We start from the raw sequence: 18,938 nt of genomic DNA on the forward strand, positions 1-18,938 counted from the left end.
AAAAAGAGCCGCCCCGCTGCAGAAAACCCTGCTTTTACGGGGTGGCTCCCTCTTCATATGAAGTTTTCTATTCTATTTGCAAATGTAGATCTCTCTTACCATACCGCCGCGCTCGCCTTTATATAACCTGCATTCCGCTTCAATCTGCCAGCCTGTGGCCAGCAGCGCATCACGGATCGGTTCAATGCTTACGACGACAGCTGCGTCAGCAAGCCTTCTAAGGCTCGTCAGCATCCGGTCCCGCTCCGGCTGTGACAAAACCGAACAAAGATTATAGGGCATATCCAGGATGGCGGCATCGTAGCGCTCTTCCAGCAGATTCATATCGCCAAGCGTGACCAGTTCTTCCGACAAGCCATAGTGGCGCAGATTCACCCGTGCTCCCTGGACAGCCAGCGGATTCATGTCATTGCCGTGAATGTGGATTCCGTTCATCTGCCCTTCGATCACCACATTGCCCATGCCGCAACAGGGGTCGATCAGCTTCCTGCCCTCAGGATAAGGAGCAGCCAGATTCACAAGCGCCTTAGCCGCCAGCACGGGAAGACCTGTGGAATAATTTTGCGGCTTATGCCTGCGCTGCAGCCAGGAACGACCGCTGTACACACATCGGCCCAGCAGCCATTGCCCTTGCAAGCGGATGATGCCGAAGACCAGGTCGGGTTCTTTCATTTTAGCTCGTCCCCGGATGCGCCAACCGATTTCCCGTTCGATCTCTCTCTGTCTTGTATAATCCTCCGCGCCGTCCCCTTCTTTGATAAACGCTGCTTTAAAGGTGGTTCCTTCATCTACGATCAATTCCGAAGCGAACGCTGCCAGTTCGTCCAGTTCTGTCGCCGCCCCAAGCACATCCAGCCTAAGGCGGATAAACGGACTAACGTCCGGATCCATCAGACGGCTGGCCGCAACAAGTGTGGATGTAACGGGCCGGGTATCGAATAACCGCAGCATTTCCAGCTCACACAGCTCTCTTTCGGTCTCATGGCATGCATACACGTATATGTGCCGAAATTCCTTGATGCTTCCGCTGTTCATGATGTCTTCCGAATCTCGAATTGGGATACCGACTCCAGCAAAATATCAGACAGCTCCTTCAATGAGTGGATGCCCTCCGTAACTGTTTCAATATTGGACACCTGCTGCTGTACGGACGCTGATGTCTGTTCAGCCCCAGCGGCAGCCTGCTGGGAAACGGCGGAAATATTTTGACTCTGCTCGTTCATCTGCTCGCTTGCCTCCTGCATGCTCTGCAGATTGGACGAGACCTCCGCGATGACTTCTACCATGGAAGCCACCGATTGATTAATATCCGTAAATGCTTGGCCGGTAATGCTCATCTGCTTGTCGCCCTCCTTTGTCTGCAGCACTCCAGCCTGCAGCAATTCTACAACTGCACGCGAATCGTTCTGTATATCTGTAGTAATGCCCGTGATTTGAGACACCGCTTGCCGGACCGCATCAGACAGGCTGCTTACCTCTCTGGCTACGACCGCAAAGCCGCGCCCGCTTTCCCCGGCCCTTGCCGCTTCAATCGCGGCATTAAGCGACAGCAAATGGGTCTGCTGAGCGATCTCGCGGATAGTCTGTACTAAACGATCAATGTCCCGGTTTTTGCGGTCAAGCTCCATAACCTTGTCCATAGAATCGGACACCAGGCGGGAGATCACCGACATTTGGCTGATGGACTGATCCATCGCAGATTCGCCGATACCGCCTTTGTGAAGCACAAGCTCCGAATTGCGCTGCAGTTCCTCCCCATGCCGCGCATGCTGCGCAATCCGCTCATTCAAATGCTCTACTGAAGCCGCGGAATCAGCCGCCGTCAGAGCCTGGTCCTCAGCCCCCTTGGCCAGCTCCGCCGCCGTAATAGCAATTTGCTCACTGCCCGCCTTGACTTCAACAGCGGAAGCTGCCAGCTCGGCGGTGCGTTGATTCATCGCCCCTGAAATATCATGGATGCTTTGCACCATGGCCGTAAAGTTGCGCTTCATCAGATTCACTGAATCGGCAAGCTCTCCGATTTCGTCCTTATGGACGGCAATTATATTGTCGCCGGTCAGATCTCCTTTGGCGATGACTTTAACATTGGAAGTGAATGTCCGTAACGGGGCAATCACACGTCTTGTAATTTGCCGGTTCGCCGTAAAAGCCAGGACAACAGCCAAAACAAGACAAATTCCGGTGATCACCTGCGCCCAGACAAAGCTGCTGCGCGTCTCGTTTTCTGCCGCCGCAGCCTTCTCCTGATTAAATGAAACGAGAAAATCGAGATCTCCCTCCATGGCGGTAAAAGCGTTCGTGCCTTTGGATGCAACCTCCGCCGCCAGCTCGCTCTGCTCATCATTGCTTAGGTTGATCGCTTGCATGTTCAGCTTCAGGTAATTATCCCATTTTTCATGAAGCGCCTGCAAATGCTCGGCCTCTCCGGGCGTCAGCAACCGCGCTTCCAGCCTCTTGAAGGTCTGTGCCGCCATCCGCACCATTTCATTGCGCTCTTCTTCAAGCAGGCCCTTTTCACCAGGGTCGCCTGTGGAGAAATGGCGAAAGCTCAATGTTAATACATGCTCGGTAGCATATCGTATGCTGTTGATATCCTCCAGTACGGGCATGACATTGGTTATAATGTTAGACGAATTTTGCTGCATTTTATTCATTTGCTGCAGGGACACGACACCAAAGATCAGCAGATAGACAATCAGGCCGGCAAAAATAAGAGCTGTAAATTTACCAACACTCTTGTTGACCCCAAACCATGTTTCAAACCGCAGCCATTGGCCCGGTTCGGGACCCAGTCGGCTTTTCCCTTCCTGCTTCTTTTTAAGCTCTCCCCATTTGCCCAAAAGTTTACGATTTTTCATCTTTTCAGACATCTCCCTTCATCCTACCCTCTTCTGTCCCATAGAACGGATCGGCTTCACAATTACGTGTATATCTGTTTTTTCGGAAGTCAGGGAGTCTATTTTTAGTTCTTTAGTCTTAAAAAAGATGAATTTTCGTTATTTTTACGAAAATTTAACGATTATACATGAAAATTTACTTTCTTTCACGAAAATTTCAATCAATCCTCACAATCCGCTATTTCTGCCACAAGCAAAAAATCATCGGCTCCAGCGGTTCACACGAAAAAAAGCAGCCCCTCAGTCAGGACTGCTGCTTTCTCTTCAATATAATGTACCGATTAACCCGCTTCAATCCGGACCCTTAATCCAGATCGTAAATGGACCCGACCTTCAATCCGTATAATTCATTGTAAACTTTCTCCGCAAACGCATCCGTCATGCCGGCAATATAATCGATGATCATATGCTCCCATGTCCACATGGGCTTCGGCTTAGCCTGATCACGTTCAAAACGAAGCAGCCAATCGCTCGGAATGATCGATTTCGAAGTCTCCGGATCTACAAAAGCCTGCCATAACCGTTTCAGCATCCATTCGCTGCGCTTTTGCAGCCGCTGCACCCTCAGATCGCGGATCATCGTCACCCAGGCAAAGCTTTTGAGCACGCTCACCGTCCTGAGCATCTCCTCATCCTCGGCGCCTTCATTGACAAAGGTGACCTTCCTCCAGTCCCCGTCATCAATAATGCCCAAGCTGTTCACAAAAAGGCTGACCCAATACGCCTTGACCTCGCGCCTGGTGCGGGAATAATCGTTCTCGCAGAACGGCATCTTCGCATTCCATACCTTGAGAAATTCCTTGAGCACCCCTTCAACCTTGCTTGCAATCTGCCCGGAGGTCCAGCCCTGCCAGAACGGATCTTCCAGGGTTGTAATTTTTTCAGTTATAAGCTTATTCAATAAAGGATCATGCAAAAAGTGCTCATGCAGCTCAATTTTGCCCGCTTTGATGCCATCCTCAAGATCATGCGCAGAATAAGCAATATCGTCACACAGATCCATCAGCTGCGCCTCCAGCGTTTTTTTGCCGGCCGGAATCCCCCAATCCCTGCGGATCGCTTCGATATATTGCCATTCATGCAAATACATGCCCTTCTTGTTCACCGTTCCAGGATAAGGATATTTATTAATGCCCAGCAGCACCGCATCCGAAAGGTTCAGACCGTCAATATCCTCCCGTTTTTCCAGAAACATGATTAGCCGGAAATTGTGAGCATTGCCTTCAAAATGCTCATATTTGAGGCGTGTTGCCTTATGAATCTCCAGAGCTGGCTCCGACAAGGGGGGAAGCCCAAGTGCGTCGGCGGCCTCTCTTGCCCGTTGCTTGACCAGCTGCTCAAGGATGCCATCCAGCACCTCCTCGCCTTTGTGGCCGAAAGGAGGATGCCCGAAATCATGAGCGATGGCTGCACACTCCACAACCTCTGAATCAATGACTAGCCCGGGATTATCCGCCTGTTCGAAAGCCGCATCCGGATATGCCCGGATCAGACTGCGTGCCGCTTCGCGGGCAATCTGCGCCACCTCAAGCGAATGGGTGAGGCGGGTCCGGTAATAGTCCCCTGTGCCGGCACCGAAGACCTGGGATTTCCCCTGCAGCCTGCGGAAGGTCGGCGAATGGATCAAACGTGAGTAATCTCTTTCGTAAGCTGCCCGGGAGGCATCGGAACGAATCTGCTCCGGATGCTGGCGGTGTTCTCTTTTTGTCGTCCATGTCATGCAACTTCACTCCCTACATCGTTGGAGTGATTATACACATTTTTGGCCAGCCGGAAAAGTCGCTCGTCCATTCGTAGCTGAAGGCGAATTGCCGGCTCATTTCGGTTTCATGCGCGGATCCAGTACATCCCTTAATCCGTCCCCAAGCAGGTTGAAGCCCAATACCGTCAGCATGATGGACAGACCCGGAAAAAAGACGGTCCACGGTGCTGTCTGGATAAACTGCCTGGAATCAGACAGCATTTTGCCCCATTCCGGTTCCGGCGGCTGCGCCCCCATACCCAGAAAGCCCAGCGCGGCCGCCTCAATGATGGCCGTACCGATTCCGAGCGTTCCCTGTACAATGATGGGCGTCAGGCTGTTGGGCAAAATGTGCCTGATCAGAATCCGTGAGTTCTTAACTCCGATCGCCCGCGCCGCCGTAATATACTCCTCTGTCTTCAGACTGAGCACCTTGGAGCGCACGAGGCGACCGTAGGTCGGCACGTTGACAATCGCAATCGCATACAGAGCATTCTCAAGCGAGGGACCTAAAATGGCGACGATGGCGATGGCCAGCAGGATACTGGGAAAGGCCAGCAGAATGTCGAACAAACGGGAGATGAGCATATCCCACCATTTTCCGTAAAACCCGGCTAGAATGCCAAGCGCCGTGCCCAAAATGATAGACCCTATGACAGATAAAAAGCCAACCCAGAGTGAAATGCGTGCTCCATATAATGTCCGTGTAAAAATATCCCGCCCCAGATCATCCGTACCGAACCAGTGCTCGGCAGACGGGGCCTGCAGGCGATCCGTCAGCACCTGCTCCTTGTAGTCATAAGTGGAAAGCAACGGCGCCAAGATCGCAATCAAAATGAAAATAATAATGATAGACAGGCCGACCACGGCGGTCTTGTTCCGCCGGAAGGCCTTCCAGGCGTCCCGCCACGGCCCTGATGCCCGTTCCGCAGCCGGAATGCTTGCCTTGTGTGTATTCATTGAAATTTGACTCATAATTTCCTCCTGCCTGTCATTGCCTCACCAGAGTGGCGGCCATTTTCAGAGTGAGTTAATGCCGGATGGACTAATAGTGCGTGTTCAAAAAGTCAGGTTTTCAGCACCGAGAAGGTTGGATGAAGCCAGGGACTGAGGAGCGGAGCGTACTTAGGGTACGTGAGCACCGGAAGGACCGGCTGAATTCAAGATTCGATGTCGAATCCACTCCCTGACTTACTTCGTGATCAAAAGATGACTTTTTGAACAACCTCTAATAACGTATACGGCGGTCGATCACGGCATACAACAGGTCGACAATAAGGTTGATGACGACGAACAAGAATGCAATGATCAGAATACCGCTCTGAATGACAGGATAATCCCGGGAGCTGATCGCATCATAAATATAGCGGCCCACACCCGGCCATGCGAAGATCGTCTCTGTCAGCACCGCACCGCCGAGCAAGGAGCCTGTCTGCAGGCCGATGACGGTGAGCACCGGGATAGCAGCATTTTTGAGCGCATGCTTATAAACTACCCGGAATGGGGCAAGCCCCTTGGCGCGGGCTGTCCGGATATACTCGGAATTCATCACTTCAAGCATGCTGGAGCGTGTCATTCTTGCAATGACGGCCATCGGGATCGTTCCCAGGGCGATGCTTGGCAAAATCAAATGCTTGACGACAGTCCAGATCTGGTTCCAGCGTCCGGCAATGATGGCGTCCACCACAGCCAAATGTGTTACCGCTTCGACAGGGTCACGCGAATTCATGCGTCCGATCGAAGGAAGCCAGTGCAGCTTGTTCGCGAAAATCCACTGCTCCATAAGACCAAGCCAGAAGATCGGCATTGAAACACCGACCAGCGCGATCACCATACTGGCATAATCAAACCAGGAATTTTGCTTCCAGGCACTGATGATGCCTGCATTAACACCGACGATCAGCGCAAACAGCATGCTGGCCAACGTCAACTCCAGAGTAGCCGCCAGATAAGGCAGCATTTCCCGGGCAATCGGCTCACGGGTCCGAATGGAATCTCCCAAATCTCCGCGTAACAGCTCCCCTAAATAGGCTCCATACTGCTGCAGCCACGGCTTATCCAGCCCGAGCTGCTCCCGCAGTGCCTGCTTGGACTGCTCTGTCGCTTTATCCCCCAGAATCGTGTCCGCAGGATCACCGGGAATGGCATGAATGATGGAAAATACGATTAACGTCATGCCAAGCAATACAGGAATAAGTACAGCTATTCTTTTAATAATGTAAGCGCTCAAATCGATTCACCGCCCGCTTGCTGTGGGTATGAACATGGCGGCGGCTGCCCCGTACGGCCAGCTTTCGACCGCGGAACACACCGCCGGATGTTCACTCATATTTGATATTTTTCATACTGCAAATGAATCCATACACTCAACCTTATTCAAAATAAATGCTTGCGTAAGGCTCAGTACCTGTTGGCGAAGGAGTATAGCCCTTCAGGTCCGCTCTGGCTGCCAGCAGAGGAGTGGTGTGCACCAGCGGAATCCAAGGAGCATCCTTCTTGATGATCTCCTGCGCCTGCTCATAGAGTGCCGCACGTTTATCCTGATCTGTTTCTTGCTGTGCTCCAACAAGCACCTTGTGCAACTCTTCATTTACATAGAAGCTGCGGTTGTTGCCCGGAATGGTATCTTTGTCGAGCAGCGTATAAATGAAGTTGTCAGGGTCTCCGTTATCACCGGTCCAGCCAAGCATATACATATCATCTTTCTCACCAGCCTTGAGGTCATCAAGGTAAGTTGCCCATTCAGGAGACTGGATGTTGACCTTAACACCGATTTTTTCAAAATCCGCCTGAATGGCCTCAGCGACCTTCTTGCCGTCAGGCATATAAGGACGGGAGACAGGCATCGCATAGAATGTCACTTCTTCAGGCAGGCCGTTCGGATAACCGGCTTCGGCTAGCAAGGATTTGGCTTTCTCCAGATCGTATTCATAATCCTGGATGCCGTCGTTGTAACCCCACAGCGTTGGCGGCATCGGGTTCTTCGCCGGAATTGCGCTGCCTCCGAAGAAGGCATCTACGAGCGCCTGTTTGTTCACCGCATGATTCAGCGCTTGTCTAACGAGCGGGTTATCAAACGGCTTTTTCTTCACGTTGAAGCCGATGTACGCCACATTGAAGGAAGGACGCTCGATCTTTTGCAGTTCAGGATTGCTTTCCAGCACGGCCAGATCGTCTGCGTTCAGGTCTTCCATAATATCGATTTCCTTGTTCTGCAGCGCGTTAAAGCGGGCAGTATTATCAGGGATGGAGCGGATGATGACTTTATCCAGCTTAGGCAATCCCTCTTGCCAGTAGTCGGGGTTCTTCTCCAGCGTGATGGAGTCATTGCGCTTCCATTCAACGAATTTGAATGGTCCAGTACCTACCGGCTCACTCTTGAAGTTCTCTTTCTTCTCTTCGATGGCCTTAGGACTGCCAATACTGAAGGAAGTCATGGCGATATTTTGCAGGAACGGCGCTTGCGGCGCATTCAGTGTAAATTGAACAGTCAGATCGTCAACTGCCTTAACTTCCTTGATGACTCTGTTGTCGGGAGAACCGAACATGGAATCGTAATAATCAAAGGAGTCCCCTTCAAACTTGTATGGGCTGTTCGGATCAGACCAACGATTGAAGTTGAACACAACGGCATCGGCATTAAAGTCTGTACCATCATGGAATTTCACGCCAGCTTTTAATTTAAAAGTATAGACGAGGCCATCTGCGGAAACTTCATAGCTTTCAGCCAGTGAAGGCTTGACCGTTGTTGAACCTTCTTCATAAACAAGCAGCGTATCGAATATCTGCTTCGCGACCTTCGAGGATTCGCCGTCTGTCGTGATCGACGGATCTAATGCCACCGAGTCGCCACCGCGGCCGAAGATCAGCGTATTATTTTGGGACGCATCCCCTTGATCCGCTGGTGGTTCAGCAGCCGGATCAGCGCTTTCACCAGATCCTCCTCCGCAGCCAGCCAAAGCAATCACAGCTGCCAGCATCATAACAAACATGCTGTACCATCTTTTTTTACTCATTCTGAAACCCCTCTCGATTTGTGTTTATGTTGTAAATGTGTTGTTACCGGAGTAAATAAAAAATCACTTTTTGGTAATTAAATACATAAAATATCTGGTAAAAAAAGTATAACACTAGTGTTAAAACAGAAAATAGAGTTTAATAATTTCATTGGCAAAAATCGATAAAATTCGCAAAGAAGAAAAAAACATTTGATGTTATCTAATGTTATAATTAATAACATTCACTCGTCATGTGGTATGTACATAGAGGTTATTTATGGTTACTTTACAACAGGAAGACGTTTTTAACAAGCATTTTTTACAATATTACGGCATTTGATTTTTCTATATGTAAAATATTATTACAAGTAAAAAGATGGAATATCATTCGTTCTATGAACCCGCTAATTAGATAACGGTCAATAAAATCACAAATTGCAGGAATACGGGGCATTCAAGCACGCGATACTCAAGAATTCTTCTTTGAACCTAAAAAGAACACAGATTTGAACCAAAAAAGAGCACCGACCCTATAAGGCCAGTGCTCTCTACTGCTGCTGTTGATTGTCTATTATTTTTTATTGAACAGACCCATGCGGTGCATCACCACAAGCAGGCGGTACATATCATAGCTTGTGGCGCCGTTCACATCCAGAAGCGGCTGCTGCGGGTTATAGGCCACCGCTGCCGCTACGGCTTCCTTCGCCCACTCGGGAACCGGCATGCTGTGCGATGCCTGCAGTGCCGCTACCTGCTGCTGCAGTGCCTGGAAGGCTGCTTTTTCTTCATTCGTCATTGGCTCTTCATCTCCTCCGCCTTTTGCAAATTCCTCACGCAGTTCTGCTTCCGTGCCGTTGTATACATTTAAATCCACAGCGCCCGCAATCCCGTCCACACGACCATGATCCGTATATTGCCAGATATCCCACTGCTTCCAGGCAGGCGTGTCATAGGGTGGTTTGGTACTATATCGCGCAATCCACAGCTTGTACGGGCTGAGTGAAGCGTCAAAATTGGAGGCAAATGAATTGCCTGAATAAATGATCGGCCGGCGGCCTGTTACATTTTCAAGCTCGGTCAGAAAAGCCATGGCGACACTGTTGATCGCTGATTTGCTGAGCCCGGCGGGATTATTTTCATAATCCATCACCGGCGGAAGCTCCAATGCGGCCGCACCGCCAACCCGTTCAAGCACCTCCGCAAAATGGCGCGCTTCCAGCCGGGCAGCGCTGGCACTTGCCGCGTCCAAAAAATGATACGCACCAATCAGCACCCCGGCCTCCTTCGCGCCCCGCACGTTGGCCTCAAATGTCGGGTCTACATAGCTTTGCCCCTGGCTCGCTTTGACGAAAGCAAAAGACTTACCATCCGCACGCACCTTCCGCCAGTTAATGCTGCCCTGATATCGTGAAACATCAATACCTTCGGCATTCGTAGAGCGACTATTCTGCATATGACACTCCCCCTTTGTTCATCCGCAGAATCTGAATTATTGGAGCTCTTATCTATCTCTTGCAAGGATGATTTTTGTCTTGCTCTATATTGTATGCTTGTCTTCTTTTCGTGTACGGGCCGTTATCCTGACTTCACGCAAAGGATTGAAAATTAGGCCTTTCCTTTTTTTATGAAGGCCTTGTTTCTTTGGAAGGAGCATTTTGCTTTGAAAAACTGGTTGTAGACCTGACAGTAATATGCTCCAAATTAACACTACCTGTTTAGGATTGAAATCCCCTTTCAAGCAGACAAAGAAACACGTTCCTTCAACGTGCACTTTCTTTATCTATACTATCTTCAATACTCCCGGTTTCGCTGTCGTACTTTTTTCCGAGCAGATTTACATCATATTCTTCAGTTTCGAATATATTACTTCCTTTTGGGATCTTGGGACTTTCACCGATAGACACAACAATGTTATCGTCATTCACCTGAAAAAAAATCACGTTTCTCCCCCCTTTTTATTAATTATAGGTAACAACTTCAAACGATACTGTGGTATTGGAAGTCGTCCAACCTCTTGTGGCACTCACCGTTGTTGAGCTAATCAATTGTATTGCTATATCCCCTTCTCTTGCATCGTATCCATCGGAGTATGTCCCAAGAAAATTCAAAATAGTATTTGCCGTGTTAACAGCCGAAATCGTGACCAGTGTTGTACTTGAACCTTTGGGAATCGTCGCTGTATATCTTTGAATGGATTTCACCGCCCCCACCTCCACTTTAGTTTGTAAATTGTTAATAACTGTTTTAAGGCTCTCATATATGCCCGCAGTATTTTTGAAAAGGAAGTCCTGATTTTTCAATGCAACGGGAACCTGATTGTTTGAATAGAAGTCAATTCCTCCGTCACCAATCCAATGTAAACCTGTATCACTGTCCCCGATAGGCATTGTGATGTTTGAAATCCCGTTATATTTCACCATTAATTGATTGTTTACTGCTAGCGATCCGCTTATTGTACCTCCAGCTTTAGGAAGGGAAGAATCAGCGGTTGTCTTAGCTGAGTTTGCTGTTGATTGAGCCGTTGTAGCCGTTGAATTAGCTGTATTTGCCGTTGACTGCGCGTTTGAGGCTGCAGTGTTTGCAGTATTCGCCAAGTCATACGCAGCCTTCACCGCTTTGGGCGTTGCCGCTAAAATCTCGGACGTGCTGTTCGTAGCACTGCTTAGCTGCACAATTCCTTTCTGCGTAATGCTTCCTTCGGGAATATCCGGGTCCATATTAGCGATTTCGTCTTGCAAGATTCCTACTGCCTCGTCTAACTTATCCCAATTGTCATTCAGCATCGTTTGGATATTGAAAGTTTCATTACCATCAGTTAGGGGATCTTTTTTAAGCAATTTTAAACGTTCGGTATCACTTGCCATATGAAGTACCTCCTATAAGCTTGGATAAAAGGACCACGAAGTCCCTTTTGTATTTAGAACACGATTTATCTATGACATATTGAAAAGCGTCATCTATCATAGTCTTCCCAATCACTACATGATCTGGCCTTTGGAGCGAGCAGCAGTCTCTTGATTGTCCTGAGCATCCGAACCAGTCATGCGCTCCTTTGCTTTCAGAGCAGCTTCCGGGTCTACAAACATCGTCTGCAGCAGATCCCTGCTGTTATCCTGACTAGTCTCAGAACTCTGCTGCAGCACGCTTTCTTGAGATTTTTGTGCCTCACCGCTCACATTCTGCTGTACATTTTGCATTTCCTCAATCTCGTTCTGTTCTATCTTACTCTTGCCACCTTTGTTCACAGCTGACCTGGATTGGAATATGGCAACTGCGTTGCGCAAAATATCCGGCATCGGCACGCCCATTCTGCCTACATTTTCAATAATAGACAGCAGCTCATTCGCCAGATAAAAGAAAACGACCGCATCCCGGAAATAGTGTTCGTCTCCAAGGATACCGTCGATTAAATGAGCAATGGTTATAAGTAAAAATACAGTGACCTTCCGAAAAACGCCATAATATCCGGACCGACTCTTAAGCTCGCCATTGATCCAAGCCGCCGTCCAGCCGGTGAAAAAATCGATAATCACCATCCACCACAGCAATGTCAGCATCGTCGTCCAGCCGCCGAAAAGATAATCAACTACTCCTCCGGTAGACAGAGCCACAGGCATAAAAGCTGTATATTCACTCATAGCTTCTCCCTCCTTCTTGCTGCAAGTTTGTTGTGCATAGGGTTATACCGACTTTTTGCGAAAAACAGCATGGTACCACTTGCCCTTGATGGGGGCATATGGCTCCTCTCCTGCAGATCGCAGTTCGGGACGCTTGGCATATACCTCCGAGAGAACAGCATCCGCATCCCTTTGGTTCAGAGCATAGCTACTGATGATTCCACCCAGATTCTGCTCACCTTTGTCAAAACGGGTAATGCACGCCCATGCGCAAATACGCAGTTGTTCTTCAGTTAATGCTGACAAACACATTCGCCTCCTTTACTTTTGTTTTCCGGCCATTAGTTGGGCCAATGCCAATTCCAGATCCGCGATCCGCTGTTTAAGTTGGTCGGTTTCACTCGGCTCCTGCTGTGGCGCGGCAGTCAGCTTGGCAATCTCCTCGGGAGTTAGGCCCTCGATCCAGAAGGTGGAAAGTTCCTGTTGTCCTGTTTCGGACGCAGATTTAGATTCTTCAAGCTGCTTCTGATAGGCATCCCAGGCTTCCAGATCAAAGCGTGGATAATATAGTCTCTCAGGGACGGGGATACCAACAGTGTATCCGGCAATCCTCCGCATCGTTTGAGTTTGATCCAGATCCGATAAGAGAGCATCGGAATAAAAAGAGACGACACCACTGAAAGCATCGTCCACGACTACATCCTCAATGTAGAGGCCTTTTATATCGACTTTCGGTACAGCTTTCATAAATTGCAGCCTCCTTTTTATTGCTCTACCAAAAACGGCGGCAAGTGTAGAGACATCCAGTCAGATGGTGCAACTAACGAATGTGGACAAAAACTGTACACATCTCCATTATTTGCAACTTTGATTCTGGTAGTCATTTCGCCACCGCCGGTCGAAGAATAGTAAGGAGCAGAGAAAGTGAATGAATTTTTCGGTCTATATCCTACTGGGAGTCGCGCTATTAAAGAGGGATTACCGGCTGAAGCAGCCACTCCGTTGTTTATAAGACCCATTGTGTGCACATATCCCTCAGAATCCCTGCTAATATAAAACCCTGACACATAGTCATAGTATCCAGATACACCAGTAAATCCATTTAATAGCGTAAGCTTCATCAAAGCCGGGCTATCCTTCTCCGCTTTCTTATTTTCAACGGCAGCCAAGCGGATTTCCTGCTGTGTAACGCTATTCACCAAGTTGTTTAGCAATGATTTTTCATTTCCGGCATAGATCCCGGTCATCGGCTGGATCGGAAACGTTGCCTGCATTAGATACGTCACGCTGTAGGCTGCGGAAGGATCATAGTATTGCGGGTAAATAGCTATGGCAGGCCCATTATCACCCGAAAACGTTGCCCATCCTCTGTACAGGCGTCTACCGTTTGCATATAACGTTAAATAGGACTTTACGGCGTGTTTTAAAGCATTTGCTGCCGTTTTACCTGTGTTTATGTCATAGTTTGAATATAACTGCGGCTTCGCACCTTCCCGCAGCACAATACCCGTACCCACTTCCACCTGATTGCTGCCCTCGTTTAATGTTAGTTGACCTTCGGAAACAATCGACTCGACTGTAGGTGTAACCAACTGATAGACAAGCTCATAAGGCGTCCACACAGGGGCTTGTGTGGTTGGTAGTGTCGCTGTAGGCCCTGCGTATGTGCGAGACACGCCATCTGTCCGGTAGCACCAAGCCCTCGAACCTGTCCCATTATACGTATTGCCTGCTGGGTTATTAGGACTGGCTGCACCACCAGCTAATGATCCGTCATACATCACCCAACCCAAGAAATACGCCTTAATCTCGTCGGCTGATGGTGCATACGCATCGCCCCACCCGCTGTCAGTGTTTGCTACGGATATATGCAAAAGTGTGCGATCACCATAGTCAATACCCGATCTATCAGGCCCCGCCATATTTTGGTCTGTTTGTAGAATGGAACCCGTGAACTTAGTTACGAGCTCAGAATTTATTACTCCCGCCGCTGGCAACCTGATAACTATTTGTTTCCTTCCTGTTGTAGAAGCCGCAGTTACAAACGTAATATTGTTGTCAATTTTGAATTGGTGCCATTTCTTTGCCTTGAAGTACTGACCGTTCTGCTCGAATACGGAATCGGCACTTGTCCCAGTCAATGGATCGGCGTACAGGTCTGTTTGCAGCGCCAACATAGCATCCTCACGCGGTACGAATGGAAGAGCTTTGTTGCCAATGTTAAGCATAGGATTTGAAATTATAAATGTACCTGCAGCTGTCGCGGTCACAAGCGTTTTTGCACGAACAGCGTTATTAGGTGCGATTACTGTTTGACCATTTTGGTTAGCGGGCGTATATCCTAATGGGATACCGGCAGCATCATGCCATTGAATATTAATATAAGCAATGTCTGGCACAGAAGACGTATAGGATAGTGTATATGTCTGCCCTCCCACTATATTTATAAATGAGTTCCACGGTTGTGTAGTGGCTGTTGTTGTAAGAACAGCCTCATATGGCGATATTACTGTCAAAGTTGACCCAGTAGTTGCCGCGACATGTTCATAAAATGGAGGAAAGAGATTTTCCCCGTGCCGAATCGCATATGGATTACGGACAGGCGTAACGCTGTCCACATATGGATATTTCAAGGCGATTTGATCGGCGGTCATATTTGAAAGTGCTGTGTATTCAGTGTCGCTGATTTCATAGACTCGGATTCCGTCAATGTAACCAACACTTCCAGCAGCACCCACAACCTCCCCTACAGCATATACTGTAGCAGCAGTTGTGACGCTGTAAGCTTTCCATACAGTTTTAAACTTCGCAGTATCGGTAGAATTTGTGTTCCCTTTTGTAGAGGTTAACCCATTCAAGTAAGCCCCTATTGAAATCCCTGAACCCAGCTTTACGTCTGCGGCAATAAAATAATAGCTGCCCGCCTTCACCGCAAACCCAGCAGAAGCACCGGAACCTCCCGGAGACGCTGTAGTTGTTATCTTTATCGCTTGATTGCCCTGTGTCTTATTTGTAGTATCCGCTGTCAATGTTGCCTGCCATGATGAAAACTTGCTTGGGTCCTCACAGTTCCCAGCGCGACCTATCAGGTTAACTAGCGTCCGGCCTTTAAGGCCGGTCAGGTTGAACGGCGCCGCCTTGACGGCATCCACAATCTGAACTCCCCCATTCAAAACAACTTCTTCCTCAGCTTTTGTATTCAAACGATCCTCAAGACCCGCGATGCTCGTCTTAGCTTCACCGGCAAACTTATCGATCTTCTCCCAGTTATCGTTCATCATCGTTTTCACATTGAAATATTCGTGACCATCCAACGTCGGATCTTTCATTAACAAATCCAGTTGTGGCGTATTCTCGCTCAAGATTTTCACCTCTTTTCACATCAAAATTGTTGAGTACGTACTATCTTTCCATTCGTATTACTGGCCATTTCAAGCCCCTCCTGCAAACTTGGACAACAAGGTTTGTTCCATTTCAGTCAAAGTCATCACTTCATGAATATCACGAATAAGCAGATATCTAAACGTATATCCAATTGCCAAATGGGCAGGCTTAATCTCCTCCAAGGCTTCCTTCAGATCATTGAGATTGGGAGGAATACCTATCGTGTCAATAAAATGAATGGTAAAGGTATAATCGGCAGGCTGGACGCTTACATCCACCTGCCCACCGTCATACGCTTCAGCCATCTCTTTAATTAACTGGGCTGAAACTTTGCCGCTGCCGCGCATCTTGGAGATGATGACAGAACGACGCTGCTCAAAGGGCTTGTCTGGAATCGTATTGATTTGTAAATCCTTTTCGTAACGTTCCAGCCCCCAGGTTGCCGACTCCGGGTAATACTGATCCAAAAGCTCGCTGATTTGCTTTTCCAGCAACTCCAACTCGGCACCCTCACTATCGGTTAGCCGGCCCATTTCCACAAAATCATTATAGTAAGATGGCAGATATCCTTTTAAAATCTGGGATTTACTCATACCTTGTTCACCGTCACTATGCCAAGAACAGCTACCTCATCCTCGTTGATCTGTATATTCTTTCCTTCAAGATCACTGACCTTTAAATTCACATAATCGATAACTCTCGGAATATCCAGAACTACGTTAGCGATACGGGTATAGCGAACCAATGTATCATTGAATGCCAGGCTCTTCAGGTAATCACTGACACCCGTTTCAATTGCCTCCTTCACCGATTCTACGTTCGCCCCTTCCGCTAAAGTCACATCAACGGAAATGTTTATAGCAATTTCGTTTGCCCCCTCTACGGTTACAACCGGACCAATCGGAGCCACTCCTTCACCTTTACCATCCTGAGAAGGATCAATGTATTGCTGGACTTCCTGAATCACCGCATCCGCCGGTCTTCTCATGTTGTTATCCAACAAAGCGACTCTTACCGTTCCTGGTCCCTGCCAGAGCGGGAAAGCTCTGGCTTTGCCCACACCGGAAACCTCTCTTGCCCAAAGCTCATATTGATAGCGATTACCGCTTGTGATCGGCTTGGTAATTTTGTCCTGATACCTCTCATATAAAGACTCATCGTTTTCAATCTCTTCGCCCGGCAGAATCAATTCTGTCAGTTCTGCACGAACCAGGCCAGTAATATAATCTAAAGGCAAAAGCTGGCCGAAAAAAGAATTGCCGATACTTCCTGCCGTTTCACACTCAAGGATAAAATTCCCTTTTTGGATTTTCTCAATGACCTTATAATTGAGATCACTTAGTGAATAACGGCCGCCAATCGGAACATCAAGCGGTTGATTGGCTTTATCCCAAAATAATCCTGATAATCGGGCCTTTGTAGCCTGTTTCCGTTGAATTCCTGACCAGGCGATACTGCGATCCAAATAATCTCCTGAAGCCGAGTCGGGAAACCTCAAATTAGCGTTTATATCCAATTCGACATACATCTGGGCCAATTCTACAGCAGCAGGAGCCATCGCATCATAAATAATGCTCCCTTCCCTCTTGTCGATCGTGTCCGGTATACGGTCGAGCATCCGCTGCAATATTTGTTCAAACGTCTGTGACTCATACATTTGCAGATACCTCCTTGCTCATTGAAAAGTCGCCAAAGCTTGAAACTACGGTAAAGCGGGCAATAGCGTCATTACCCTGCCAAAATAGCCGAAAATTAACTACATCTTCTACACGGTCATCCTGTATTAAAGCCTCGGTTATCACACGATTCAGTTCTGATTGCACCCACAACCTGTCTTTCCCGAGGATATTTGTCCATTCTGTACCATAATCAAAGCTGTAGATAAGATGCTCGTATCTTTCGGTTAATAAGATTTTTAATACAGCCTGCTTCACTGCTTCCAACTCATCGATTCGCCCGGCAATTCTATTTGTATTCCAATCAAGACGATAGGTTAAGCTTGGTCCTTCCTGCAGGCTTACTTCAAACTCCTCCTCATTCGGATTTGCCGTCAACTGTCCACCCTGAGGAATCATGATTCATCCACCACCCGATCAAGAATAACGTATCTTTCTCCGCCCTGAACACGTAAGAGCAGGACCTTATCCCCGCTTTCCCACTCCTGATTTACAACGGATTCTGGAAGGATCAGAAGCTCGCGAGGAAGAGTAAATCTTTGGTCTATATTGATTTCCAATGGATTGGTCCCTACCACACTTCCAAATAAAACATGAACAGGGTTGGCGCTCGATACGGCTCCCAGACTTGCTTTTTTGATAATATCCAGCATTTACTGCACCACCTTGAGTGTGAGAGACATCGTATGCTCCCCGCCTGCGAATTTGTGCGTACATTCCTCGACCCCAAACAGCTTCTGCTCGGGGAAATCCTCCAAGATAATAGCAACAGCATCTCCAGCTCTTACATTCAGATCACCGATCGAGTCAATGGAAAAGGTTGTTTTTTCCCGGTTATGCAAGGTTAGCAGCTTAGCCGCTCCTTCCTTGATTTGCGCTTCATTCCAGTTGTCATCTGCTTTCTGAAACAACTGTAATTGCCCCCATTTGGCGATGTTGGCGCTGTCCTGTACGATATAGACTTGCCTGCGGCCTGTTTCCTTATCGTCTTTATAAAGCTTGATCCGATTATATGTTTCATCATCAATGCTTTTTTTGATGGAATAACCGGTTAAATCCCTGCCCGGCCCAAGCACAACTTTAGGTGTAAAGTTCATCGTTTTAAGTGTCAGTTTGCCAAAGTTGTCATAGAAGGTAAGATATTGCGTCTTGTAAGCCAAGGAATAATCAATGGCTTTCAAGATCATATCAAGGAGTTTCTTGTTATCTTCCACCATCGATGGAATCACATATTCTCCTTTATCAAGGTTTCCTACGATAAGCCCATTGTCATTAGCTATTTTGCGAATGACTTCATCTGCAGTGACTTTTGTAAAAACATAGGTTCCCTGGCCCATCAAATACCTTATCTGGTCATAGGCCTTAATTTTAATTTGCCTGTCATCTCCCGTATCTACTGTAAAAACATAACCATAAAATAAATTATGGTTATCTTTAGTTATACGGACGATATCACCATTATTGACGGTGAATGCTTTGTTCCGTCGTGAGGCATCATTGATCAGAGTAATATCTGCTGTAGACGGATTACCAGTGCGGGTAGTTTTCCAGGAGACCTCGGAAGTCATGGTAGAGATATCCCAGATTTGACCATTGCGGTTATCAAGAACAATATTCACTTGATC

17 protein-coding genes and 1 pseudogene are annotated in these 18,938 nt (G+C 48.0%); all 18 read right to left on the reverse strand.

Features of this window, described 5'->3' with window-relative positions; translation table 11 throughout:
- Positions 1-72 precede the first annotated feature (72 nt).
- Positions 73-1,035, reverse strand: a complete 963-nt coding sequence (locus ACE41H_RS09735) for a TRM11 family SAM-dependent methyltransferase (protein ID WP_375355025.1) — start codon at positions 1,033-1,035, stop codon at positions 73-75.
- On the reverse strand, positions 1,032-2,858 hold the full coding sequence (locus ACE41H_RS09740; RefSeq protein WP_375355026.1) for a methyl-accepting chemotaxis protein: 1,827 nt from the start codon (positions 2,856-2,858) through the stop codon (positions 1,032-1,034). Before ACE41H_RS09740 ends, ACE41H_RS09735 begins: the two co-directional genes overlap by 4 nt.
- Before the next feature lie 343 nt (positions 2,859-3,201).
- Positions 3,202-4,617, reverse strand: coding sequence for a deoxyguanosinetriphosphate triphosphohydrolase family protein (locus ACE41H_RS09745; RefSeq protein ID WP_375355027.1), 1,416 nt, complete (start codon positions 4,615-4,617; stop codon positions 3,202-3,204).
- 96 nt (positions 4,618-4,713) lie between these two features.
- Positions 4,714-5,613, reverse strand: a complete 900-nt coding sequence (gene nikC, locus ACE41H_RS09750) for a nickel transporter permease (RefSeq protein ID WP_375355028.1) — start codon at positions 5,611-5,613, stop codon at positions 4,714-4,716.
- A 253-nt stretch (positions 5,614-5,866) separates the two neighbouring features.
- A complete protein-coding gene (locus tag ACE41H_RS09755) occupies positions 5,867-6,868 on the reverse strand; it encodes an ABC transporter permease (protein WP_375355029.1) in 1,002 nt (333 codons plus the stop codon).
- A 142-nt stretch (positions 6,869-7,010) separates the two neighbouring features.
- Complete coding sequence (locus ACE41H_RS09760) at positions 7,011-8,654, reverse strand: ABC transporter substrate-binding protein (protein WP_375355030.1); 1,644 nt, start codon at positions 8,652-8,654, stop codon at positions 7,011-7,013.
- A 553-nt stretch (positions 8,655-9,207) separates the two neighbouring features.
- A complete protein-coding gene (locus tag ACE41H_RS09765) occupies positions 9,208-10,089 on the reverse strand; it encodes a glycoside hydrolase family 25 protein (RefSeq protein ID WP_375355031.1) in 882 nt (293 codons plus the stop codon).
- A gap of 307 nt (positions 10,090-10,396) precedes the next feature.
- Positions 10,397-10,576 carry a hypothetical protein gene (locus ACE41H_RS09770; RefSeq protein ID WP_375355032.1) on the reverse strand — a complete coding sequence of 60 codons (180 nt, stop codon included), beginning with the start codon at positions 10,574-10,576 and terminating at the stop codon, positions 10,397-10,399.
- Between the two features lie 18 nt (positions 10,577-10,594).
- On the reverse strand, positions 10,595-11,500 hold the full coding sequence (locus ACE41H_RS25285) for a phage tail protein (protein ID WP_445974742.1): 906 nt from the start codon (positions 11,498-11,500) through the stop codon (positions 10,595-10,597).
- A gap of 372 nt (positions 11,501-11,872) precedes the next feature.
- Positions 11,873-12,274: pseudogene (locus ACE41H_RS09780) on the reverse strand (phage holin family protein); the annotation flags it as partial.
- A 42-nt stretch (positions 12,275-12,316) separates the two neighbouring features.
- Positions 12,317-12,559 carry a hypothetical protein gene (locus tag ACE41H_RS09785; RefSeq protein ID WP_375355033.1) on the reverse strand — a complete coding sequence of 81 codons (243 nt, stop codon included), beginning with the start codon at positions 12,557-12,559 and terminating at the stop codon, positions 12,317-12,319.
- 15 nt (positions 12,560-12,574) lie between these two features.
- Positions 12,575-13,000, reverse strand: a complete 426-nt coding sequence (locus ACE41H_RS09790) for a hypothetical protein (protein WP_375355034.1) — start codon at positions 12,998-13,000, stop codon at positions 12,575-12,577.
- A 17-nt stretch (positions 13,001-13,017) separates the two neighbouring features.
- Positions 13,018-15,615 (reverse strand): hypothetical protein, encoded by a 2,598-nt coding sequence (locus tag ACE41H_RS09795; protein ID WP_375355035.1) that lies wholly within the window; start codon positions 15,613-15,615, stop codon positions 13,018-13,020.
- Between the two features lie 69 nt (positions 15,616-15,684).
- Positions 15,685-16,230 (reverse strand): putative phage tail protein, encoded by a 546-nt coding sequence (locus ACE41H_RS09800; protein ID WP_375355036.1) that lies wholly within the window; start codon positions 16,228-16,230, stop codon positions 15,685-15,687.
- Positions 16,227-17,294, reverse strand: a complete 1,068-nt coding sequence (locus ACE41H_RS09805) for a baseplate J/gp47 family protein (protein ID WP_375355037.1) — start codon at positions 17,292-17,294, stop codon at positions 16,227-16,229. The genes ACE41H_RS09800 and ACE41H_RS09805 overlap by 4 nt, the downstream gene beginning before the upstream one ends.
- Complete coding sequence (locus ACE41H_RS09810) at positions 17,287-17,712, reverse strand: DUF2634 domain-containing protein (RefSeq protein WP_375355038.1); 426 nt, start codon at positions 17,710-17,712, stop codon at positions 17,287-17,289. Before ACE41H_RS09810 ends, ACE41H_RS09805 begins: the two co-directional genes overlap by 8 nt.
- The gene (locus ACE41H_RS09815; protein WP_375355039.1) at positions 17,709-17,966 is read right to left on the reverse strand and encodes a DUF2577 domain-containing protein; all 258 of its coding nucleotides are present in this window, start codon (positions 17,964-17,966) and stop codon (positions 17,709-17,711) included. The genes ACE41H_RS09810 and ACE41H_RS09815 overlap by 4 nt, the downstream gene beginning before the upstream one ends.
- A complete protein-coding gene (locus ACE41H_RS09820; RefSeq protein ID WP_375355040.1) occupies positions 17,967-18,932 on the reverse strand; it encodes an XkdQ/YqbQ family protein in 966 nt (321 codons plus the stop codon).
- Positions 18,933-18,938 lie beyond the last annotated feature (6 nt).

Origin of the sequence: Paenibacillus enshidis (assembly GCF_042136365.1) — a bacterium.
GTDB classification, from domain to species: domain Bacteria; phylum Bacillota; class Bacilli; order Paenibacillales; family Paenibacillaceae; genus Paenibacillus; species Paenibacillus enshidis.